Consider the following 15,999-nt stretch of genomic DNA (forward strand, 5'->3'; position numbering starts at 1 on the left):
TTTATATCCGATACGCCATTAAAACGGCCATAGCAATAAGATTGCGTGCAGTGAAATACAGGCCATCAGCCCGGCCAGAATATCATCCAGCATGATCCCTACTCCACCATGCAGGCGCTTATCGATCACAAAAATCGGCCAGGGTTTGAGAATATCGAATAGCCGAAACAGCACAAAACCGGCCAGCAGGTGCAACGGGGTCAGAGGTATTAGAATAAAGGTGCACAGCATCCCGGCAATTTCATCCCACACAATTGAACCATGATCATGAACCTGCATATCATCGGCGGTCTTGCCACATAGATAAATGCCAACCAGCGTGGCCAGTACCGTCAGGCCGGCAAACACACCATCACTGGCATCAATCAATAACATCAACAAGGGGATCGCCGCCAGCGAACCGAAGGTTCCAGGCATCACCGGCACCAGGCCACTGCCAAAACCCAGCGCACAAAAATGAATCGGGTTTCGCATGGACACCCGCTCGCGATATTGGCGCTGCATCAGACAGTGTGCTCGAAACCGCGTGTAGCCGGGATAGGGTAAGCAGTATTTTTGTTTTTCAAATCAATCTTTTTCGCGTGGCCGGTAATCTGACCGACACAGCTAAACCGAATCCCAGTGTTGGCCAAAGCGGTTTCCAGATTACCGCGCTGTTCTTCGTTGACGGTAAAGATCAGCTCATAATCATCACCGCCGCTCAAGGCATACTCAATGGCCTGATCGGGGCTAACACTGTCATTGAGTTGACTGGAGATAGGCAGTTTATCGACCTGAATACAGGCACCGCAGCCTGAAGCATTAAGAATGTGCCCCAGGTCGGCTAAAAAGCCGTCTGACACATCGATACAGGCACTGGCCACACGTCGCAGCGCGGTACCGGCGGCCACTCGAGGCGTAGGGTACAAATGCCGGTTAACCAGATAATCACGAACACCTTCACCCGCATCCAGTTCGCCCTGTAAAATTGCCAGACCGGCCGCAGCATCTCCGAGGTGACCGGTGACATACACCCAGTCACCCGGCCGCGCGGTAGAGCGCTTAAGTTCATTGCCCGGCGGTATGAAGCCCTGGGCGGTAATGGTCATGGATAAGGGGCCACGCACTGTATCACCACCTATCAATTGCACTGAATAATAGCGGGTCAGCTCATACATGCCGTCAACAAAGTCGGCCATCCAGCTCTCATCCACTTCACTGATGGCCAACGATAGGCTAATCCAAGCCGGCTCTGCGCCCATGGCAGCCAGATCACTTAAGTTGACCGCCACAGCCTTATAGGCCACAGATTTGGCTGGAGCGTCGGCCAGAAAATGGATCCCGGAAACCAGGGTGTCTGTAGTGGTGGCCAGTTGCTGATTGGCCGCAACAGTAGTCACCGCACAATCATCGCCGATACCGACCACAACGTCCTTTCGCTGATAACCACCATCGACAAAATAGCGGCCAATTAAATCAAACTCTTTCACGATGCTCTTTTCGATGGATTAAACAGATTGCAGTCCGGGAGGCGGACTGCGCTTACCGCTCGTGTTCGCGCAGTTTACGCACGGCTTTATCCAGTGCGCCGTTAATAAACTTGTGGCTGTCTTCGGCGCCAAACACCTTAGCCAGCTCGATCGCCTCATTGATGATCACACGATAGGGCACATCCACACGCTCAACCAACTCGTAGGTGGCGAGGCGCAAAATGGCTTTTTCGATAGGATCGAGCTCTTCAGGCAATCGGCCCAGATACGGCTTGATGGTGTCATCAAAGCGCGAGGCATTTTGGGCCACGCCGCGTAGGATGGCCTGGAAGTACACCATATCGACCTGCTGCATATTATTGCTGGTCGCCAGGGCTAACTCCACCTGAGCAATATCATTCTTGCTCATTTGCCATGAATAGATACCCTGCAGGGCTAATTCACGGGCTTTACGTCTTGCAGAAACTTTCACAAACTATCCTTACAGGCTTTCCAGCGCGCCCATGACATTGACCATTTCTAACGCACCCAGCGCCGCTTCGGCGCCTTTATTGCCAGCTTTGGTGCCGGAGCGTTCGATGGCCTGTTCGATAGAATCGGTGGTGATAACACCAAACGAAACCGGAATGCCGTACTCCAGAGAAACCTGGGCCAGCCCTTTGTTACACTCACCGGCGACAAAATCAAAATGCGGGGTGCCGCCACGGATCACAGCGCCCAGCGCAATAATCGCGTCAAATTCACCTTTTTCGGCAACCTTTTTGGCTGCAATAGGCAGCTCATAGGCACCAGGTACACGTACCAGGGTAATATCGCCATCGCTGACTTCACCGTGCCGCTCTAAGGTGTCCAGTGCACCTTCCAACAAGCTTTCAACCACAAAACTGTTGAAGCGAGAGACAATAATCGCGAATTTTTTACCGGTGGCTCTGATATTACCTTCGATAACCTGCATGGCTTTCTACCCTTGATGAAAAACGGCGCGCAGTATAGCACAACTGCACGCAAACTAAATGAATTGATTCGGCGCAACTGCGCGCCCCACGTGGCTAGTGTTCACCCTCGGGGTGAACATATTCCACCACTTCCAGGCCGTAACCGGACAGGGCATGGTATTTAATTGGCTTGCTCAATAAGCGCATTTTTTCTACGCCCAGAGAGGCCAGGATTTGACTGCCCACACCGATGGTGCGTGATGAGCCCTGCCAGGCCTGACCGGCCGGCTGTTCGCCGCGATCTTCGGCCGCAAAGCGTTGCACCTGACTGATGAGATCTTCTTCTTTGCCCAATACGACCAGTACCCCACCCTGTTCAGCAATCTGGCGCATACCGTCAGGCAGCGTCAGTGAGCGATTGATGGAGCGGGTCGAGCCGAGCAGGTCGCTTAAGGTATTGTGCAGATGCACCCGTACCAGCGTTGGTTTTGCCGGGTCTATATCGCCTTTTTTTAAGGCAAAATGCACCTGGTTGTCGATAATATCTTTGTAAGTGTGCAGCTCAAACTCGCCATATTCGGTAGGCAGATGACACTGCGCCACTTTTTCGATGGTGGTTTCATTTAAGTTGCGATACTCAATCAAGTCGGCAATGGTACCGATTTTGATACCATGCTTTTGCGCAAATTTTTCCAACTGTGGGCGACGCGCCATGGTGCCGTCTTCGTTGAGGATTTCAACGATCACGCCCGCGGGCTCACAGCCGGCCAAACGCGCCAGGTCTACTCCGGCTTCAGTATGGCCGGCGCGATTTAGCACACCGCCTTCTTTGGCAATCAAGGGGAAGATATGCCCGGGCTGCACGATGTCTGACGCACTGGCTTGAGGATTGACTGCCGCTAGTACTGTGGTAGCCCGGTCAGCCGCTGAAATACCGGTGGTCACGCCGCGAGCGGCTTCGATAGAGACGGTAAAGTTAGTAGTAAACTGCGCGCCGTTTTTGTCCACCATTAATGGAAGATTGAGACGCCGGCAACGCTCCTGAGTCATCGGCAGGCACACCAGGCCGCGGGCATGGGTGACCATAAAATTGATGGCTTCAGGGGTAACATGCTCCGCCGCCATGATCAGATCGCCTTCATTTTCACGATCCTCATCATCCATCAGGATGACCATCTTGCCCTGGCGGATGTCTTCAATAATGTCTTGGGTTGTATTCAGTGCCATAAAATTCGCTTGTAGGGTTATTTTTTTAGAAAACCGTGTTCGGCCAAAAAGGCCATGTCCAGGTTGGAGGCTTTTTTATCTGCCGCTTTATCACCCAGCATCAGTCGCTCCAGATAGCGGGCAACCACATCCACTTCCAGGTTTACCCGGGTGCCGGCGCGGTATTGGCCAATGACTGTTTCCTGCAGGGTATGGGGTATGATCCACAACATGAAGCTGGCACCGTCTACATCATTTACCGTCAGGCTCACCCCATCCACGGTAATACTGCCTTTGTGTGCGATGTACTTGGCCAGCTCTGCCGGGGCATTCACCCACACTTCCACATAATCACTGTGTTCAACGATTTTGGCAATTTCACCCACACCGTCCACATGGCCGGAAACAATGTGCCCCCCAAACCGATCGGTGGGCCGCATGGCTTTTTCCAGATTCAGTTTTGAGCCGCTCTGATAATCTTTGAACCCGCTGTATTTGAGGGTTTCGGCAGACACATCGGCACAATAATAATCCGGGCCTTGTTCCACCACAGTTAAACATACACCGTTAGTGGCAATGCTGTCGCCCAGCGCCACGTCGGACATATCCAGTTTGCCGGTATTCACGGTCAGGCGAATATCGTCACCGCGGCGATCCAGTTTGGCAATGGTGCCCAATGCCTGCACAATTCCTGTAAACATAATCTTCTCGTGGTTAAAGGGTCGCGCCAACCCGATAGGTCAGCTTGGTATCGTTGCCTATCTGTATGTGTGCTTGTAGCGATAATTCAATAGTTTGCGCCAAGTCGGTAAATGCCGGCAGGGTCACCATGCTGCGCCCCTGGTCACCCAGCAAGCGCGGTGCCTGGTACACAATCAACTCGTCCACCTCGCCGGCCTGCAGCAAAGCACCAGCCAGTGCCGGGCCAGCTTCCACCAGCACCTCATTAATATTAGTGGCGGCCAGACTGCTCAGCATCGCCGCCAGATCTAGCCGACCGGCGACCATGGGTACGGGTAAGTCGCCTGCCTGGGCCGATAGACTATCAGCAATTACCCGCCACGTTGGCTTTCCGTCATTAAACAATTGCAAATCTGCCGGTAACGATCTATTGGTATCCAATACCACCCGCACCGGCTGACGCAGCTGGGCCAATGGATAATGGCGAAACTGGGCCTGCTCGCGACGCACCAGCAAACTGGGGTTATCCGCACGGGCGGTACCGCTACCGGTCAGTACGGCGCAACTGGCAGCGCGTAACAACTGCACATCACGGCGCGCTTCAGGTCCGGTGATCCACTGACTCACTCCGTTGGCCAGCGCAATTTTACCATCTAAGCTTATGGCTAGCTTGAGCCTGACGTAAGGCTTACCGGTCATCATGCGCTTGATAAACCCTGGGTTGAGTTTGGCTGCTTCGGCGGCCATTATATCGCAGGTCACCTCAATGCCAGCGTCGTTCAACCGGGCAATGCCCCGGCCACTCACCTGCGGATTGGGATCGGTCATGGCCACCACTACACGCTTGATACCGGCTTCCACCAGCGCATCGGCACACGGTGGAGTGCGACCAAAATGGCTACAGGGTTCTAAGGTGACATAAGCGGTGGCGCCGCGGGCCTGCTCGCCGGCCTGATGCAGAGCATGCACCTCCGCATGGGGCGTGCCGGCTTGTAAATGATACCCCTCGCCCACTTTTTGTTGATTGTCGACGACGATGATGCAGCCAACCCGGGGGTTGGGTGAGGTGCTATAACGGCCACGGTCGGCCAGTTTGATGGCTTCTGCCATCCAGTAGTAATCTTGTGCGATGGAAGTTGAGCTGGCAGAAGAGGCAGTCATAGAGGTTGTTAGTCACCGAGTCGGGCGATTTCTTCTCCGAATTCGCGTATATCTTCAAAAGAGCGGTACACCGAGGCAAAGCGCACATAGGCCACCTTATCCAGTTCGCGCAGCGCGGTCATGATAAGATTGCCCAGGAATTCACTGGACACTTCGCGCTCACCGGTGGCACGCAACTGGGATTTTAGCGACAGCACACACTGTTCGACTTTTTCTGTACTTACCGGGCGCTTTTCCAGCGCACGCTGCAAACCTGCCCGCAGTTTATCTTCGTTAAACGGCTCGCGCGAGCCATCTCGTTTGATCACTCGAGGCATCACCAGTTCGGCGCTTTCAAATGTGGTAAACCGCTCGTGGCATACCAGGCATTCGCGCCGGCGGCGCACCTGCTGCCCTTCCGCTACCAGCCGGGAATCAATGACCTTGGTTTCCTGCTCAGAGCAAAACGGGCAAAACATAGAGTGTCCTCGTGGTCAGCGGTGTTGCCCCGCCACACCACGAGTACAACACCTGTAGCAATTTTAGGCGTAAACCGGAAATTGTTCACACAATTTGACAACTTCGGCTTTAACACGCTCAATCACGCTTTCATCACCCATGTTGTCCAGGATGTCACAAATCCAGTGTGCTACCTGTTCGCTTTGTGCCTGCTCAAAACCGCGACGGGTAATGGCCGGGCTGCCCAGGCGCAGACCGCTGGTGACAAATGGTGAACGCGGATCGTTTGGCACGGAGTTTTTGTTTACCGTGATATTGGCGCGGCCTAATGCAGCATCAGCATCTTTACCGGTGATATCTTTATCAATCAGATCCAGCAGGAACAGGTGGTTTTCCGTACCGCCTGATACCACCTTGTAGCCGCGCTCTTGCAGCACAGCCACCATGGCTTTAGCATTTTTAACCACTTGCTGTTGATAGGTTTTAAATGACGGTTCCAGTGCTTCTTTGAACGCTACTGCTTTGGCAGCAATCACGTGGCACAGCGGGCCACCCTGGTTACCTGGGAACACTGAGCTGTTCAATTTTTTGTAAATGCTTTCATCGCCACAGGCGGACAAAATCAGTCCACTGCGCGGCCCCGCCAGAGTTTTATGCGTAGTCGTCGTTACCACATGCGCATGCGGCAGCGGGTTAGGATAGATGCCTGCGGCAATTAATCCGGCTACGTGGGCCATGTCTACCAGCAAATAGGCACCGACTTTATCCGCGATCTCACGGAATTTTGCCCAGTCAACGATACCCGAATAGGCAGAAAAACCGCCAATGATCATTTTTGGCTTGTGCTCAAGCGCCAACGCTTCAACCTGCGCATAATCAATCTCGCCGGTATCATTGTTCAGTCCGTATTGCACTGCGTTGTAGGTTTTACCGGAAAAGTTAACATGCGAGCCGTGAGTCAGGTGGCCGCCATCGGCCAGGCTCATCCCCAGCACCGTGTCGCCAGCATTAAGCAGGGCCATAAAGGCTGCAGCATTGGCTTGTGAACCAGAATGCGGCTGCACATTGGCGTAATCAGCACCAAACAGTGCCTTGGCGCGGTCAATAGCAAGCTGTTCGACCACATCCACATGTTCACAACCGCCATAATAACGCTTGCCCGGGTAGCCTTCGGCATATTTGTTAGTAAGCTGCGAGCCCTGCGCTTCCATTACACGCGGACTACAATAGTTTTCCGAAGCAATTAGCTCAATATGGTGCTCCTGACGAGCTGTTTCCTTGGTCATGGCATCAGCCAGTTCGGGATCAAAATCCGCAATCGTCATTTCGCGAGGTAACATGAAGGCTCCTTAACAGCGTTTGAAATGGCAATAAAATGAACGCCTATTCTAGTCATTTTAGCCAGCTTGTATACTGGTTTGTGGCCAATCATCTGACTGGCCGTGGTACGATCTGTTGACGGTGGCAAGCTGGCTTAGTTTTGCGCTTTTTCCAGCTTTTTCACTCTCTCCATCAGGCTGCCAATCTGGCTTAAACGTACCGTGTTTTTGCGCCAGTCGAGATTTTTCATGGCTGGCTGACCGGATGAATACAATCCAGGCTCGGTAATATCCTGCACAATCATGGTGTACCCGGTAACCTGTACATTATCACAGATCCGGATATGACCGTTAATGCCTACCCCGCCGCCAATAATGACGTGCTTGCCGATATGTACCGAGCCGGCAATGCCGGTGGCACCACAAATACACGAATGATCTTCAATGATGCAGTTGTGACCAACCTGGACCTGGTTATCGATAATCACATTTTTGCCGATAATGGTGTCTTCCATCGCCCCACGGTCGATGCTGCTGGAGGCGCCAATCTGGCAATCGTCGCCAATTTGCACTGCGCCGGTCTGCGGGATCGGTACCCAGGTGCCCTTGTCGTTGGCATAACCAAAACCAGAAGCGCCCAGCACGGTCTGACTGTGCACAGTTACCCGCTGGCCAATCCGCACGCCATGATACACAGTGACATTCGGATACAAGGTGGAACCAGCACCAATCACTGCGCCTTCACCAATCACGCAGTTAGCACCAATGGTTACACTATCGCCTAACTGCACATGTTCACCGATAACCACATTGGGCCCTAACGCAACATTTTCGCCCAGGCTGGCTGACGCAGCCACCTGCGCACTGTCGGCGATACCACTGGCTTGCTGCGGGGTGGTGTCGAATAACTGGGCGATATAGGCAAACGCAGCGTGCGGATTGGCATGCACCAGCGCTGGCACCGGGCTGTCCTGACGCATTTTTTCGTGCAAAATCACCGCACCGGCGCCGGTACTGGTCAGTTGCGGTTTGTATTTGGTATTGGTCAAAAAGGAAATGTGCTCGGCCTGGGCGCCGGCCAGCGTGGCCACCCCGGAGATCATTATGGTCTCATCCCCGGCCACTTCGCCGCCCACGTGGTCAGCCAGTTCCCGTAACGAATACTGTGATTTGCCTGCGCTGGTCATTGTTCACCTATTGCAAAAAAACTGTCAAAGGCGCCTATCCTACTGAAAATTTGCCACATCGTCGCGCCAGCCGGGCAAAATTTTTATGCCAGCGGACGCATGACTGCGCCTGGCTATGCCTCCACCGGGCGAATAATCCCTATGGGCGGAGCGCGATACGGATTGGTATCGCCTGCTAAAGGCGCTACAATATGCGTCATTTTTTCGGGCAAGGACAAAGCATGTCTCAATACGTTTACTCAATGCACCGGGTTGGCAAGGTTGTCCCGCCAAACCGGCATATTCTTAAAGATATTTCCTTAAGCTTTTTTCCGGGCGCCAAAATCGGCGTACTGGGCTTAAACGGCGCTGGTAAATCAACCCTGCTGCGTATCATGGCCGGTGTGGATACCGACATTGAAGGTGAAGCGCGGCCCATGCCCGGCATCAATATTGGCTACTTGCCGCAAGAACCGCAGCTGGACGAAAGTAAAGATGTGCGCGGCAATATCGAAGAAGCGGTGGCCGATGTGACGCACGCGCTGAAGCGTCTGGATGAAGTGTATGCTGAATATGCTGCCGAAGATGCCGACTTTGATGCGCTGGCCAAAGAACAGGGTGAGCTGGAAGCCATCATTCAGGCCAAAGATGGTCACAACATCGATAACACGCTGGAGCGCGCAGCCGATGCCTTGCGCCTGCCGCCGTGGGATGCCGATGTCAGCAAACTGTCCGGGGGTGAACGCCGCCGGGTTGCGCTGTGCCGCCTGCTGCTGGAAAAGCCAGATATGCTGTTGCTGGATGAGCCGACCAACCACTTGGACGCCGAATCTGTGGCCTGGTTAGAACGCTTCCTGCACGACTATGAAGGCACCGTTGTGGCCATTACCCACGATCGTTACTTCCTGGACAATGTAGCTGGCTGGATCCTGGAACTGGACCGTGGAGAAGGGATCCCGTGGGAAGGCAACTATTCCTCGTGGCTGGAACAAAAAGAAAAACGCCTGGAGCAGGAAGAGCGCACCGAAAATGCCCGCCAGAAGTCCATTAAACAGGAACTGGAATGGGTACGCTCTAACCCCAAAGGCCGTCATGCCAAATCCAAAGCGCGGATGAACCGCTTTGAAGAGTTGTCCACCTCTGAATATCAAAAACGTAACGAAACCAACGAGCTGTTTATCCCACCGGGTGAGCGCTTGGGCGATAAAGTTATTGATGTTGAAAATCTGCACAAGTCTTACGGCGAGCGGGTTCTGATTGACGATATGACCTTTTCGGTGCCAAAAGGCGCGATTGTGGGCATCATCGGCCCCAACGGTGCGGGTAAATCAACCCTGTTCCGGATGCTGAGCGGCCAGGAACAACCGGATTCGGGTAACATCGAATTGGGTGAAACCGTGCAGTTGGCCAGTGTTGAGCAGTTCCGTGATCACATGGATGAGAACAACACGGTGTACAAAGAAATTTCTGATGATCAGGATATTATCCGCATCGGCAATTTTGAAATTAACGCCCGTGCATACTGCAGCCGCTTTAACTTTAAAGGCACCACGCAGCAAAAGTACATCAAGGATCTGTCCGGTGGTGAACGCAACCGGGTGCATCTGGCCAAGCTGCTTAAAGCCGGCGGTAACGTCTTACTGCTCGATGAACCGACCAACGATCTGGACGTAGAAACCCTGCGTGCACTGGAAAATGCCTTGCTGGAATTCCCCGGCTGCGCCATGGTTATTTCGCACGACCGCTGGTTCCTAGACCGGGTGGCTACTCATATTCTGGATTACCGCGACGAAGGTAAAATCAATTTCTTCGAAGGTAACTATAACGACTACGAAACCTGGCTAAAAGAAACTTACGGCCAGGATGTGGTGGAGCCGCATCGTTTGAAATACAAACGCATGACGAAAAAATAAACGACAAACCGGGCTCAGGCCCGGTTTTTTGTTACTTCGACGTAATACGGTAATCAGTTCTTTGATAACTGCGTATTGACCGGTGCATCATCTTTGGATTACAACAATACACACCCCAGGTCGCATAACGGGATGCGCTGTAGGGTAAATCGCATCGGAGAGTATTATGACAGACCAACGCCAATATCAACGGGTTCGCCTGCAAGTCAAAGGCACCCTTGCGCATGGCGATAATCAAATCCCGGTTATTATTGAAGATGTCTCATTGCAGGGCCTGCGCTTAAGCGCACGTGAGACGGACCTGGACACCTTGCCGTTTGATTCTCATGAGCCCTACCACGCCAGCTTTTTACAGCAACAGGCGCAGCCGCTGATTGAGATGGATTTAGAACAACTGTATCGCCATACCGACCAGCGCGCCCCGCGAGTGTCCATGGGCTGTAAGGTAGCGCATATCGATGTAGAGTCTCTGGCCTCGCTGCGCCGTCTGGTGGAACTTAACAGCGGCGATACTGCTTTTACCGAACACGATCTGAATACCCTGATTGCTGCTATCTACTCCAATGCGTCGAGCGCCTGCGACAGCTGAGTCACCGGGACCACTTCAATGCCCGGCAGGGCCTGTTTGGGCGCATTGGCTTTTGGCACAATCGCCCGTTTAAAGCCATGTTTAGCCGCCTCAATAATACGCTCGGAACCATTGGGTACCGGGCGGATCTCACCGGCCAGGCCCACTTCGCCAAACACTATCAGCTCGCGGGGTAATACCCGGTTGCGAAAGCTCGACACCATGGCCAATAGTAAGGCCAAATCAGCACCGGTTTCAGATACCTTGACCCCGCCCACCACGTTAACAAACACATCCTGATCGTTCATTTGCACATTGCCATGGCGATGCAGCACCGCCAACAACATGGCCAGGCGGTTTTGCTCCAGACCGACCGCAACCCGACGCGGGTTGGCCATCTGTGAATAATCCACCAGCGCCTGTATTTCCACCAGCAGCGGCCGGGTCCCTTCCCAAATCACCATTACACTGGAGCCAGCCGCATGGTTTTCACCGCGGCTTAAAAAGATCGCCGAAGGATTGCTCACCTCTTTTAGGCCACGCTCAGTCATGCCAAATACGCCCAGCTCATTCACTGCCCCAAAGCGGTTTTTATGGCTGCGCAGAGTTCGAAACCGTGAATCGCCTTCCCCTTCAAGCATCATCGAACAATCGATACAATGCTCAAGCACTTTGGGGCCGGCCAGGTTACCGTCTTTGGTCACGTGGCCGACAATAAACATGGCAATATGATGCTGTTTGGCAAAGCGGGTCAGATAGGCCGCACTTTCACGCACCTGCGACACACTGCCGGGCGCCGAGGCAACCTCTGACACATGCATCACCTGAATTGAGTCAATGACCATGATCTTGGGCTGTTCAGCCAGTGCCAGCTGGCAGATGGTTTCTACATTGGTCTCGGCCAGCATCATCAACTTGTCATCGGGTAGGCCTAAGCGATTAGCCCGCATCGCTACCTGCTGTAACGATTCCTCACCGGTCACGTACAGAGCATTGAATTGTTGCGCCAGCTGGCACATCACCTGAAGCAACAAGGTGCTTTTGCCCGCCCCGGGCGAACCGCCGATCAACATGGCTGCGCCCGGCACAATGCCGCCGCCTAATACCCGGTCTAGCTCTTTAAAACCGGCGGTAAAGCGCGGCAAAGCCTGTAAATCAATTTCATTCAGTTTTTCAATCCGCGCCGCAGTTTGACCAGCATAGCCCACCCGGGTTGCGCTGCTGGCTGCCGGCTTGGCCGCGCTGACCACATACTCGGTGATGGTGTTCCATTCTTTGCATTCATTACACTGGCCCTGCCAGCGTGGATAGTCTGCGCCGCACTCGCTACAGACATAAGCGGTTTTGCGTTTAGCCATAATACTATTTTCACCCGAGGATTTTTTCGCGTATTCTACATGGATACAGTGCCACCTGCATGCTGATCCCATAGACAAAAAAACTCAATAATGGGTGGTACCTGCCGATAACCAATGGATGGATAAAATTTTCCTGTAGTTGCCCATGAATGATGATTTACAGCAATATGCTGACATAATTGAACAGCTTGTCCCCTATATCAATAAGCCTGGTTTAGCTCAACGGCTGGCAGAGTACACCGCGCACCTGCCCAAAGAACGTCGCTTTTTAATTAAAATGGAAATGAAGCGGCTGGCCCGGCCGTGCATGCGTTCGATTGATCTTCGGGGTCAGGTTAAAGGCGAATGCCGTTTATACGAATTCAACGGCATTCGCCATTATCTTGATGACATGGCCATCGATACCTTCGAGCAGCAGCTGGTTATTTACGGCAGTTTTACCTTTGGCGTATATGAGGCGGTGCTGGCCACCGACAATAATTACAAGGTGATCCGTGAGCGCGCAGCAGCCGAGCAGCAAGTCAGCGATCAGCAGCGCAACCAGCCCCAAACCCTGGCACTGGAAAAATACACTGTGCCGGTGGTTAACCTGCTATCTTATGCCCGCCGACATTCTGAGCGAATGAATTTTGCTGTGACCATTGAAGTGTTTGGCGAAGATGGTCAAAGCTGGCGCGGTAATAGTGTGGACATTTCCACCAATGGCCTGCAAATCAAACTAAGCCGCGATGCCGGCATTCAGGTAAATGAGCAACTGGAAATTTTCTTTCGCGGCTTGGAAGAAGAATTTGCCATGGATAAAAAACATGGCGTGAGTTACCGAGTCTTGCGTTCGCTGTTTAAAAACGATCATCACTACTTGATGCTCAAGCGCGACACCAGCATTCCTAATCAGCCGTTTGACCAGTTTCTGGAAAACTTTATTCACGGCAACAAACGCCGCTATAAAGTGAACATGAGCAATACCATCGACGCGGTGCACAATAAAATTGTTGAGCAATTTTTGTCTCCGCGCAGCCCGTCATTGCCGGTGTTTGTGGATGCGCGTAAAACCGAAAGCGGGGACATCCGACTGCTGCCCAGATTTGCCATGCTCAATGAAGTAAACACCGATATCATGGATTATTGGTCAGATGAAACCAACAGCCTGCGTTTGGGGTATCTGGTGAATCATCAGCGCCTGGTGCACCTGGCTAACCGCCCAGACGGGCAGCGCGACATGTATGTGTTTGCCTTTACCCATCTGCAACAGGACAAAATCTATTTTTATTCGGCTTCCACCGCTGAGCTGAATAATAAAGAGTCGCTTAAAACCGCCTTTTTGGGCTTTGGTGCTCGCAAGGTCAGCTGGCGGGTGTTCAAACTGTCCATGACCAGTATCTCGCCGGACCAGGCCTATGCTCCGCTATCGATTCCCGATACAGTTAGTGCCAAAATCAAGCAACAAAACCAGCGTCCGTCGGCTCGCCTGATGGCCCGACTTAAACATTTGCAGTATCTGGTGCACATCACCGATGTTACCTCTGAGAGCGGCCAGCAACATTATGGCCAGTATCAGTTTAATCGCGGCAACCTGGCTCATTTGCGAGTGTTCGGCCATGCCCGCAACCGCCCGCCGGCGGACATTCAGTGCTACCGCTATCGCTACCAGGAAAAGCGTATGGAAAAACGCTATCTGGTGCGCACCTCCATTGTGCTGAGCAGCCCCGACGGTGAGCAAACCTGGCAAGGGATCAGTGAGGATATCTCGGTGCGCGGACTGCGCGTGGAACTGAATCGTCCGTTTGAGGACATGCATGATCCACGGGTGCAGGTGGCCCTGCCTAAACTGCAGAATTTGACCCAAAGTTACGATTTGATGCATCTTCGCTACAAGGTGGTGACGGTAAACAATGAAAAAAACATTGTGCATCTCAAAGCCATCGACGGCGATGAAGGAGCCGGCGCGCGGGCGTTTTTCCAGGATCTGATCAAACAAAATAAAACTGCCCTGAAAGCCTCGCCGGAAGAAGAAGATGTACCCGGTATTGGCCATGCGCTGCGCTGTATCAATGCCCGCAACACGCCCAGTCTGGCCTTTGTAATGACTAAGGAAGGCGCGCGCTATCTGCCCACCGCCGCCATAGCGACTCAGCATGATGATCGGCTCAACCGCGTGGCGGCCCATTATGCCCAGCAACAAACGCTAAACTTTGAATTTATGTTTCGCGACCGCAATTTAGAAGCGCCCTTTGTGCAGCATGGCATCAAGCAAATTAAGCTGGAGCATCTACCGTTGCGCCAGGAATTGTACATTGCCTATGATCCCAGCCAGCGCCTGAGCCGCATGGCGGTGCTACCGCGCTTCGACAGTCAGTTTGCCGGCGATGAAACCCGCATCAACTTTATCAACGAGGCCATTAGCCGCGGCCAGTTTATTGCGTTGCATGTGCTGCTAACCACCACCGGCAAGCCCGATACCGAGATGTTCCAGGCAGAGCTGAACTATGTCAGCATGTATGCCCTGCACCGGGCCCGGGAATTAGAGGACATTATGTGGAATATCGTGGCCTGTGCCCATCTGGTGGATGTCACCGATGAAGTACTGACCCGCTACAATATTGATGCAGCCATGATCCGCAAAAACCGCCTGCACCTGGCGGCCTTTAAATCTTCGGACCACGCCCTGCTGCAACAAGGCTAATCAAGGCTGGCGCGCCGGCCTCGGGTTACGCTGGTTACCTAACTTGCCAGTAAATACAACAGGCTGTGCAAGCCACTGCGGCGTATGGCCACATCCGCCTGGGCATTGACCACCGGCTTGGCATGGCAGGCCACGCCTAAGTCGGCCTTGCCCATCATCGGCAAATCATTGGCGCCATCGCCCATAGCCACCACCTGTCCGGGCGTAATGGCATACTCGCTAGCCAGGTACTGCACTACGCAGGCTTTTTCTTCACCATTGACAATGGTGCCAGTGACCTTGCCGGTCAGCCGACCATCGGCAGTTTCGAGCTGGTTGGAAAACGCGGCATCCAGGCCCAGCCGCTGTTTAAGATGATCGGCAAAATAGGTAAACCCGCCTGAGGCGATAGCCAACCGCCAGCCGTGTTGTTTTAGCTCGTTCACCAGGCTAGCCACGCCAGGCATCAGGGGCATACTATCGCGTATTTGCTCCAGGCTAGCCACTTCAATATCTTTCAGGCAGGCTACCCGTGATACCAGGCTGGTATTAAAATCCAGTTCTCCGCGCATGGCTTTGGCGGTAACTTCTGCCACCTGCGGCCCGGTGCCACTGAGCCGGGCAATCTCGTCAATACACTCCATGGCAATCAGGGTGCTATCCATGTCCATCACCAGCAAACCCGGGCTATCAAGGCGCGGCGCCTGGTTTACTACCGCTGCTTCAACACCATAACGGGTAAACACATCAGCTAATTGTGCTGGCAGCGACGCAACATCGTTAACCGTCACCGCTGCGCTAAGCACTGTCTCGCCAAACCGGCCACAATACTGTTGCCGCGTGAAAGCACCCACCTGCAGCGTGCTGCCTAGCGCCTGCATCACCTGCTCCAACTGATGCAGGGTCAGTGCCTGTGCCCATAGCGTTAAACGCACACCCTGACTATGCTTATCTAGACAGGCGGGCTGGCAATACCACTGGTTATCGGCCCAGAGCAGCGCCTGATGTGTACCGAGCTGGTCGAGTAAAAATGTATGCTGATGGCGCTGGGCCGAAGAAACCGTCACAGGGGTCACTGCCATTCCTGATAATCAAACATAAAGAGGCGATTATCCTACCGCAT

Annotated in this window: 15 protein-coding genes; 3 read left to right on the forward strand and 12 right to left on the reverse strand. The window is 53.3% G+C overall.

Features of this window, described 5'->3' with window-relative positions:
- Nucleotides 1-18 precede the first annotated feature (18 nt).
- From ACTUJZ_RS14910 to lpxD, 10 genes are all read right to left on the reverse strand, one after another.
- Nucleotides 19-504 carry a phosphatidylglycerophosphatase A family protein gene (locus ACTUJZ_RS14910; protein WP_463637138.1) on the reverse strand — a complete coding sequence of 162 codons (486 nt, stop codon included), beginning with the start codon at nt 502-504 and terminating at the stop codon, nt 19-21.
- Nucleotides 504-1,469 (reverse strand): thiamine-phosphate kinase, encoded by a 966-nt coding sequence (thiL, locus tag ACTUJZ_RS14915; protein ID WP_463637139.1) that lies wholly within the window; start codon nt 1,467-1,469, stop codon nt 504-506. The genes ACTUJZ_RS14910 and thiL overlap by 1 nt, the downstream gene beginning before the upstream one ends.
- 52 nt (nt 1,470-1,521) lie before the next feature.
- Nucleotides 1,522-1,941 (reverse strand): transcription antitermination factor NusB, encoded by a 420-nt coding sequence (gene nusB, locus ACTUJZ_RS14920; protein WP_463637140.1) that lies wholly within the window; start codon nt 1,939-1,941, stop codon nt 1,522-1,524.
- Between the two features lie 9 nt (nt 1,942-1,950).
- Nucleotides 1,951-2,424 (reverse strand): 6,7-dimethyl-8-ribityllumazine synthase, encoded by a 474-nt coding sequence (ribH, locus tag ACTUJZ_RS14925; RefSeq protein ID WP_463637141.1) that lies wholly within the window; start codon nt 2,422-2,424, stop codon nt 1,951-1,953.
- A gap of 94 nt (nt 2,425-2,518) precedes the next feature.
- Nucleotides 2,519-3,631 carry a bifunctional 3,4-dihydroxy-2-butanone-4-phosphate synthase/GTP cyclohydrolase II gene (gene ribBA / locus ACTUJZ_RS14930; RefSeq protein WP_463637142.1) on the reverse strand — a complete coding sequence of 371 codons (1,113 nt, stop codon included), beginning with the start codon at nt 3,629-3,631 and terminating at the stop codon, nt 2,519-2,521.
- A 17-nt stretch (nt 3,632-3,648) separates the two neighbouring features.
- Complete coding sequence (locus ACTUJZ_RS14935; RefSeq protein ID WP_463637143.1) at nt 3,649-4,311, reverse strand: riboflavin synthase; 663 nt, start codon at nt 4,309-4,311, stop codon at nt 3,649-3,651.
- Between the two features lie 13 nt (nt 4,312-4,324).
- The gene (gene ribD, locus ACTUJZ_RS14940) at nt 4,325-5,452 is read right to left on the reverse strand and encodes a bifunctional diaminohydroxyphosphoribosylaminopyrimidine deaminase/5-amino-6-(5-phosphoribosylamino)uracil reductase RibD (protein WP_463637144.1); all 1,128 of its coding nucleotides are present in this window, start codon (nt 5,450-5,452) and stop codon (nt 4,325-4,327) included.
- A gap of 8 nt (nt 5,453-5,460) precedes the next feature.
- A complete protein-coding gene (gene nrdR / locus ACTUJZ_RS14945) occupies nt 5,461-5,910 on the reverse strand; it encodes a transcriptional regulator NrdR (RefSeq protein ID WP_463637145.1) in 450 nt (149 codons plus the stop codon).
- Between the two features lie 63 nt (nt 5,911-5,973).
- Nucleotides 5,974-7,230 (reverse strand): serine hydroxymethyltransferase, encoded by a 1,257-nt coding sequence (gene glyA / locus ACTUJZ_RS14950; protein WP_463637146.1) that lies wholly within the window; start codon nt 7,228-7,230, stop codon nt 5,974-5,976.
- Between the two features lie 134 nt (nt 7,231-7,364).
- A complete protein-coding gene (gene lpxD, locus ACTUJZ_RS14955; protein ID WP_463637147.1) occupies nt 7,365-8,396 on the reverse strand; it encodes a UDP-3-O-(3-hydroxymyristoyl)glucosamine N-acyltransferase in 1,032 nt (343 codons plus the stop codon).
- Between the two features lie 221 nt (nt 8,397-8,617).
- On the opposite strand from lpxD, the gene ettA reads away from it, so the two are divergent.
- Nucleotides 8,618-10,288: an energy-dependent translational throttle protein EttA gene (ettA, locus tag ACTUJZ_RS14960; protein ID WP_463637148.1), complete on the forward strand. Its 1,671-nt coding sequence runs from the start codon at nt 8,618-8,620 to the stop codon at nt 10,286-10,288.
- A 166-nt stretch (nt 10,289-10,454) separates the two neighbouring features.
- Nucleotides 10,455-10,877: a PilZ domain-containing protein gene (locus ACTUJZ_RS14965; protein WP_463637149.1), complete on the forward strand. Its 423-nt coding sequence runs from the start codon at nt 10,455-10,457 to the stop codon at nt 10,875-10,877.
- Here the strand turns inward: ACTUJZ_RS14965 and radA are convergent.
- Entirely contained in the window at nt 10,844-12,214 is a 1,371-nt protein-coding gene (gene radA, locus ACTUJZ_RS14970) for a DNA repair protein RadA (protein ID WP_463637150.1), read from the reverse strand. The genes ACTUJZ_RS14965 and radA overlap by 34 nt on opposite strands.
- Nucleotides 12,215-12,359: 145 nt before the next feature.
- On the opposite strand from radA, the gene ACTUJZ_RS14975 reads away from it, so the two are divergent.
- Nucleotides 12,360-14,897, forward strand: coding sequence for a PilZ domain-containing protein (locus ACTUJZ_RS14975; protein ID WP_463637151.1), 2,538 nt, complete (start codon nt 12,360-12,362; stop codon nt 14,895-14,897).
- Between the two features lie 38 nt (nt 14,898-14,935).
- Here ACTUJZ_RS14975 and serB read toward each other — a convergent pair whose 3' ends face one another.
- Nucleotides 14,936-15,952, reverse strand: a complete 1,017-nt coding sequence (gene serB / locus ACTUJZ_RS14980) for a phosphoserine phosphatase SerB (RefSeq protein WP_463637152.1) — start codon at nt 15,950-15,952, stop codon at nt 14,936-14,938.
- Between the last annotated feature and the right edge of the window lie 47 nt (nt 15,953-15,999).

The organism is Alteromonas sp. WD8-37 (assembly GCF_055326825.1).